Annotated in this window: 2 protein-coding genes and 1 pseudogene; all 3 read right to left on the reverse strand. The window is 66.8% G+C overall.

Translation table 11 applies throughout. The features are described from left to right. The coding region (locus EOA33_RS34345) for a glycerol-3-phosphate acyltransferase (RefSeq protein WP_145989471.1) at positions 1-355 on the reverse strand (355 nt) is incomplete at its 3' end. Between the two features lie 56 nt (positions 356-411). Then, on the reverse strand, positions 412-1,698 hold the full coding sequence (locus tag EOA33_RS34350; protein ID WP_126054690.1) for a dihydroorotase: 1,287 nt from the start codon (positions 1,696-1,698) through the stop codon (positions 412-414). Then, positions 1,695-1,880: pseudogene (gene pyrB / locus EOA33_RS34355) on the reverse strand (aspartate carbamoyltransferase catalytic subunit); the annotation flags it as partial. The gene EOA33_RS34350 and the pseudogene pyrB, both read right to left, overlap by 4 nt.

Raw genomic sequence — 1,880 nt, forward strand, 5'->3', positions numbered from 1 at the left:
GCCAGGCAAGGCCGATCAGCACGCCGAGATAGGTTGCGACGCCTTTGCCGCCCTTGAAGCCGAGCCAGGCCGGAAAGAGATGGCCAAGGAAGGCACCGAAGCCGGCCCAAAGCGCGAACTCCGGCGCGAAGCGGCCGGCGATCAGCACCGCCGCCGTGCCTTTCAGGGCGTCGAGCAGCAGCGTGGCGGCGGCGAGCCCCTTGTTGCCGGTGCGCAGCACGTTGGTGGCGCCGATATTGCCGGAACCGATCTTGCGCACGTCGCCAAGGCCGGCGGCGCCAGTGATCAGCAGGCCGAAGGGAATCGAGCCAAGCAGATAGCCGAACAGTAGCGCCAGGATACCGCCATAACCCATTGTTTCACCCCGCATTTCCTTCACCGCACGAAATGGCGGACTACGCCGCCATCGGCCTAGATTGAAAACACTGTGCGGCCCGACACCATCGTTTGCAAGACCTTGCCTTGCAGCCGCGCGCCCTCGAAGCAGGTGTTCTTCGAGCGCGAGCGAAGGCCGCTCTCGCTGACGATCCAGGGCTCGTGCAGATCGACGAGCGCGAGGTCGGCCGCGGCACCCGGCTTCAGCGTGCCGCCGGGCAGGCCGAACAGTTTCGCCGGAGCGGCCGACAGCACCTCGACAAGCCTGAGCAGCGAGACGTCGCCATTGTGATAGAGCCGCAGCGCCGCGCCCAGCAGCGTTTCCAGCCCGATCGCGCCGGCCGCCGCGTCGGCGAAGGGCAGGCGCTTGGTGTCGACATCCTGCGGATCGTGCGAGGACACGACAATGTCGACGGTGCCGTCCTTGATCGCCTCAATCATGGCCAGCCGGTCGTCCTCGGCACGCAGCGGCGGCGTCAGCCGGAAGAACGTGCGGTATTCGCCGACGTCGTTCTCGTTGAGGGACAAATTGTGGATCGACACGCCGGCCGTGACATTGGCACCGTCGGCTTTCGCCCGGCTCACGGCGTTGGCCGCCATCGCCGTCGAGATCTTGGCCGCGTGATAAGTTCCGCGCGTCAGCCGCGCCAAAGCGAGGTCACGTTCCAGCGGGATCGATTCCGCCTCGCGCGGAATGCCGGCAAGGCCGAGCCAGCTTGCGTAGAGGCCCTCATTCATCACGCCCGCCGAGGCAAGGTCGGCGTCCTGCGTCTCATGCGCGACGACGCCGCCGAAGTCGCGGGCGTAGGTCAGCGCCCGGCGCATCACCAGGGCGCTGGCGATTGTGTGGCGCCCGTCGGTGAAGGCGACGGCGCCGGCCTCGCGCAGCAGGCCGAACTCGGTCATCTCGCGGCCGTCGAGCCCCTTGGTGATCGCCGCCGCCGGAAAGATGTTGACGCTTGCCGTATCCTTGGCTGTGCGCAGCACGAATTCGACCAGCGCGACATTGTCGATCACCGGATCGGTGTCGGGCATCATGACGATCGAGGTGACGCCGCCCGCCGCTGCCGCCACACTCGCCGAGGCAATAGTCTCGCGATGCTCGCCGCCGGGCTCGCCGATGAAGACGCGGCTATCGATCAAACCTGGAATGAGGGTCTTTCCCGCGCAGTCGATGACAGTCGCGCCTTCCGGCACACCCTGGTTCAGCGCCGCCTTGCCGGCGGCGACAATCTTCCTGCCCTCGACGATGACCGTGCCGACCTCGTCGATGCCGCGCGAGGGATCGACGATATGCGCCTTGCTGAAGACCGTTGTCGTCATGCGCCGCGCCCCTCATGGTTGCGGCGCGGATCGAGCAACGCTTCCATTACCGCCATGCGCACGGCGACGCCCATCTCCACCTGTTCCTGGATGACGCTCTGCGGCCCGTCGGCGATTTCGGACGCAATCTCGACGCCGCGGTTCATCGGGCCGGGATGCATGACCAGCGCATCGTCCTTGGC

Source organism: Mesorhizobium sp. M4A.F.Ca.ET.050.02.1.1 (genome assembly GCF_003997725.1).
Taxonomy (GTDB): Bacteria; Pseudomonadota; Alphaproteobacteria; order Rhizobiales; family Rhizobiaceae; genus Mesorhizobium.

Bases quoted from the DNA above. Each gene is read 5' to 3' on its own strand.
- EOA33_RS34350 (WP_126054690.1), bottom strand. From the start codon at position 1,698: ATGACGACAACGGTCTTCAGCAAGGCGCATATCGTCGATCCCTCGCGC.